The following is a 5,556-nucleotide window of genomic DNA, read 5'->3' on the forward strand; positions in this document are numbered from 1 at the left end:
CTTTCACCAACATGCGATCGCGGAGGGTGCATGTTGGCAACGGAATAAAAACTATTGCGTTGCCGATGAATTTTGCTTGTCTTTGGTATCGTCTTTGATGCGTAATCCAAGCGATAACCATTTACAGGGTGCTAACTTTCAGTTATAGTTAGCCGTAACTTATTATAGACACAATGCAACTATAACTTTGACTTGGTGCAAAGATAGTTTACAAAAGTTGCTCAGGCGGTTGCATATTATCGTTTTAACGAAGTATTGAGGTATTGCTGCACAAGTATGCCTTCGGGAAAACTTTTCTCCCTTACTTCGTGCCTGTCCCTCAATCTCTAAGATTCGGATCATGGATAATTGCAACCGCCTTGATGCAGAACCGTCTGGGAATACAAATTGCCTGCTTTAATTACAAAAATCATCTACCCGAATATCTCGCCAGACATCAGAAACCTGCCAGCCAGAGTTGCCCACCGATTGTACTGGAGGATTGTCAAGCAGTGGAATATAGTCAGGAATTCTAGGCTCTGAAATCGCTACTGGTTTCTCCTCAACCTCAACCACAGGGGCTGGAGAATTGACAGTATTAGCTTCAAGAAGTTGGTCTTCTGCTTCTTCGATCAACTTCATCTGTTTCAGAGTAAGCTTGTCGGATTTTTTGATGATTTTCTTAGTATCTGTATCATTAGAAGTTTTCATTGGCTGTTCCCTTGAAGGCATTGGCTTAAAATTTGTCTGAGTAAAGTTGGGAGAAGATGAGTATTAATAATTGCACGGAATAAACACTCTACTGCAAAACTATGGAAAATACGAGTCCCTGGTTGAAGAATTTATCTTTTTCGACATAAATCTCTTTTTTGGGCAGATGCCTTAAAGCGATCGCTCTTTGGGAAAACCTTTTTGGTTTACTGAAAATACACGTCGAAATTTACTCTATTGTTTATTTTTGTAAAGATACAAGAGGAATTTACGTAAGAGGATGTTTTAAAAGTGGGGAACTGTTGTAAGGAAACTCACAAGGTTTAAGCTGAAAGATTGAAGACATCAGCACCTTGTGAGCAAATGACTCACAATTTGGTGAGGCATCAACACTTGAATCCTTATAAGATTAAGCAAAATTTAATGATAGGTAAACGAAACTTTAATTTTACATACTTCTTGAATAATTTTCGGCTTTTTACCTTAATTTAATTGCCTCTAGAGAAAATTAAGTTAGCCTAAAAAGGCTAGATAATTCTAATTATATAATTTATGTTTGAATAGGTTGACACGATCAAAGAAGAATGGTAAATGTTTAGTTATTGTAGTAAATTGCGTTAAATAAGCAAGCAATACTTTTCAAATATTCCATTATCAGTAATTTTTCTAGATAGCAAATTATAAAAGTTTGGTTTTTTAACAGGCTCAAAAGCTGCAAACCCTTGAGAAGAATAGGCTTTTTAAATCACACAGACTCTACGAAATTGTCCCAAATTAGGTGTTGAGAGGGTACATCATTAAAATGATTTCTTGTCCTTCCCAAGTTTCATTTAACTGAGACATTATAAATATATTAATTAGATTTTTTTAATTTTGGAAATCCCTGATAGAACATATGCTAGAAAAAAATCACAATAGCTATACTTTTCCGATGATTGCCATCGTTGGCATGAGTAGTCTATTACCCGAAGCGAAAACAGTAGGAGAATTTTGGGAGAATATATTATCTCGAAAAGATTGTATTAAAGAAATTGTTGATGCTGACCCCAAAGAATTCGACGGATACTGGAGATTGGATGAATACTATGACTCTAACCCCTTAGCTGTAGATAAAACCTACGGTAAAACAGGAGGTTTCATTCCCGAAATCCAATTTGACCCCATTGAATTTGGCATTCCACCCATTCATTTAGAGTCGATAAGCACCACCCAATTATTTGCTCTGGTGGTTGCCAAGCAAGCTTTAGCGGATGCAGGTTATAGCCGGATTTCTCCTACGAATAAACTAAAGGGCGATCGCACAGGAGTAATTTTAGGGGTCGGTGGTTGTGGAAATATTGCCTTTACGCTAGCCACGAGGACGAATATCCCTCAATGGGAAAAAGTCATGGGTAATATAGGATTGCCCGAAGAAGTTGTCCAAGTGACGCTAGAAAAGCTGCAAAGCTTATATGCTGGCTGGCGGGAAAGTAGTTTTCCAGGTCTTTTAGGCAACGTAGTCACCGGTCGGATTTCCAGCTACTTCGATCTAGGGGGAACGAACTGCACACTTGATGCAGCCTGTGCTAGTAGTTTAGCAGCAATCAAAATGGCGATCGCCGAATTAGCGGATGGCAGTTGTGATGCAGTGTTGACAGGTGGAGTTAATGTCGATAACTCGATTTTGGCCTATATGTGTTTTAGTAAAACACCAGCTCTGTCTAAACAAGGTCTGTCTCGTCCTTTTGATGCTAACTCAGACGGAATTGTGCTAGGAGATGGCATTGGAATGCTCGTTCTCAAACGATTAGAGGATGCACAAGCCGATGGCAACAAAATTTATGGCGTAATTCGAGGCATCGGTTCATCGAGTGATGGTCGTGCCAAAAGCATCTATGCACCGAGATTTGAAGGACAAATCAAAGCCTTGAACCGAGCTTATCAAAAAGCAGGTATTGATCCTCAAGAAATTCAGTTAGTAGAAGCTCATGGTACCGGAACTGTGGCTGGAGACCTGTGTGAAATCAAAAGTATCTCTGCGGTGTATCAAGAACATCAAGTTCCTGGTGCTAGCGTGGCTTTAGGCAGCGTTAAATCGCAAATTGGCCATACTCGCATTGCCGCAGGTGCAGCTTCTTTGATCAAAGTCGCTTTAGGTCTTTATCATAAAATCTTGCCACCCACCATTAACGTTACTCAACCACATCCTCAACTCGATCTAGACCGCAGTTGCTTTTATATCAACACTGAAGCCAGACCTTGGATTCAACCGGTAGACGGCTCAAAACGACGTGCAGCAGTTAGTTCTTTTGGTTTCGGTGGTACCAATTTTCATGTCATCGTCGAAGAATATCAAACAGAACATGAATCTGCCTATCGCATCCACCAACTACCAGAGGTATTTATCGTTCAGGCTGCCAACGCAGAGGTTTTACGCCAAACTTGCCAAGAACTGCTAGCAAAATTCAAATCAGCCGAAGGAGACAATCACTATCATCAATATTGCAACAGCCAGAGAAACACCCGTATCCCTGAAAACTCAGCTCGACTAGGTTTTGTCAGCGAATCATTAGAACAGACGATTGATTATCTCGAACAAGCATTAACCCTATTATCTAAACAATCTTCAGAGGCATGGCAACATCCCAAAGGCATTTATTATCGTTGCAGAGGATTAGACCCAGATAGCAAAATCGTGGCGCTGTTTCCCGGTCAAGGATCTCAGTATCTCAATATGGGCAGTGATTGGGCGAAAAACTATCCAGAGTTGCGGCAAGTTCTGGCGCAACTCGATGAAAATTTTGCGGCTGAAAATCATTCTCCTCTCTCCCAGATTATTTATCCGCCATCGGTTTTTAATTCCGAGAAACTGGAACAGCAAAAAAATGAGCTATTGAAAACTGAAAATGCTCAACCAGCGATCGGCGCTGTGAGTGCAGGTATTTATCAAGTGCTGAAAAAAGCCGGATTTAAACCGGATTTCGTTGTTGGTCACAGCTTTGGTGAGTTAACAGCTTTGTGGGCATCGGGATCTCTGAGCGATCGCGCCTTTTATGAATTATCTATTGCTAGGGGGCAAGCAATGAGAGTTAATCCCGATTCCCCCACAAAAGTCGGTTTAATGTTAGCAGTCAACGCCAACGAAACCAGACTGCAAAAATTTCTGACTCAATTTTCTGATGTCACCATCACTAACTACAATTCCAATGCTCAAACGGTTTTAGGCGGCTCTCAATCATCCATTACAACTCTACAACAACAATTAAATAGTGAAGGCATCAAAACAACACTATTATCTGTAGCCAATGCCTTCCATACCAAATTTGTCGAACACGCCGCCCAACCTTTTGCCGAGAAAATTTTGCAAACGAATTTTGCTCAACCCTTAATTCCGGTTTATTCCAACGTCACGGCTCAACCTTATCCTGAAGATACAGAGAAAATTCAACAGATTCTTGCCCATCATTTACTCAGTCCCGTAGCTTTCAAACAAACGATTGACAATATTTATGCTAAAGGCGGCAGAGTTTTTGTCGAAATCGGCCCAAAAAATGTCTTAACTAGTTTTGTAAGTGACATCCTCAAAGACAAAGAGCATATAGCGATCGCTCTTAATCCTTCATCCCCCAAAAGTCCCGAATACGAATTCCGACGGGCGATCGTCCAGCTATTAGTAGCCGGTCTTGACCTCAATGGATTCGACCCCTATGCACTTCCTAAACCTGTGGCAGAAGTTAAATCTAAACCCGGTCTAGCGATTACTCTCAATGGCGGATTTTATCTCAACCCTGACACCAAAGAACTCAGACAAAAAGCACTTGTGGAAAAAGATACAACTGTTTGGGATAACTTTCTCCACTCATATCTATCTGTCCCCCAACCCTCGTCTGATTTAGGTACTGCCAATAGTCTGGCAACAGAGCTATCAGCAATCACATCAGCCATTGAAGCAAACGGTTCGTATCCTGCCAGCAATGCTGAGGAAACCAGAGTTACCTCATCTGTAGATTTCAATTTAGAACCCGAATTTCATCGTTCTGAGGTTACTCAAATCGAGGAATTTTCCCAGCAACAAATGATCACCCCAGAGGAAATAATCATGCAAAAAGCTCTATCAAATTCAGTAAATACACTTACTTTTCCAGAAACTCCCAGCTTACAGATAGCTAACTATCAAATTAGCGATCAAATTACATCTCAAAATTTAATTAGTACCATTCATCAACAATTCCATCAAAATCAAGCCCAATATCTGGATTTACTCTCAAAAATCATCGATCGCCAAAGTCTGCTACTCGAACAATACAAAGAGTCAGAAGTTCTGCCTCAAGTTATGCAAAACCTAGAGAAAGTTCTCGAACTTTTGCAAACAAATTTAGGTTACATCAATGCTAATCATCAATACTATCTCCAGAGTCAACTAAGTTTGCTACAAAGCAACGGGCAGCCAAAAGCAGATTTAACCCCACCGTTGATTCCTCAAGACCAGCAGGGCAAAAACCAGCCTTCACTTCAGATGTCTGTAGCAGTCACAAATGAAGTCTTAACAGCACCAACAATCTATCTGCCAACAGATGAAGTAGTAGCAAATAATTTACCTTCTCCTCCTCAAGCAACTGTCTCAGAAATAACTGCTTCATTGCAACCATTAGTTATTTCTTCAGACTCAATCAATATAACCGAGGAAAAGCCAACAGAAACGACTCCAGCCACCTCCCAACCAGCTGCTTCATTGCAACTATTAGTCATTGACTCAGACTCGGTTGTGAGTAAGGAAAAACCGCTAAATACAGTTTCAGACGGTAAAGTGGCTGTAGTCAGTTCTCCGAAAGTAGAGACTACTAACTTCATCAGTAACGTAGATATAGAAGCCATCAGTACATCCTT

Annotated in this window: 2 protein-coding genes; one reads left to right on the forward strand and one right to left on the reverse strand. The window is 40.6% G+C overall.

Features of this window, described 5'->3' with window-relative positions:
• Window positions 1-396 precede the first annotated feature (396 nt).
• Complete coding sequence (locus VB732_RS29780; protein WP_323234468.1) at window positions 397-690, reverse strand: hypothetical protein; 294 nt, start codon at window positions 688-690, stop codon at window positions 397-399.
• A gap of 895 nt (window positions 691-1,585) precedes the next feature.
• Here VB732_RS29780 and VB732_RS29785 point away from each other — a divergent pair.
• The coding region (locus tag VB732_RS29785) for a beta-ketoacyl synthase N-terminal-like domain-containing protein (protein WP_323234470.1) at window positions 1,586-5,556 on the forward strand (3,971 nt) is incomplete at its 3' end.

Source organism: Nostoc sp. UHCC 0252, assembly GCF_034931145.1.
Lineage (GTDB): Bacteria > Cyanobacteriota > Cyanobacteriia > Cyanobacteriales > Nostocaceae > Nostoc.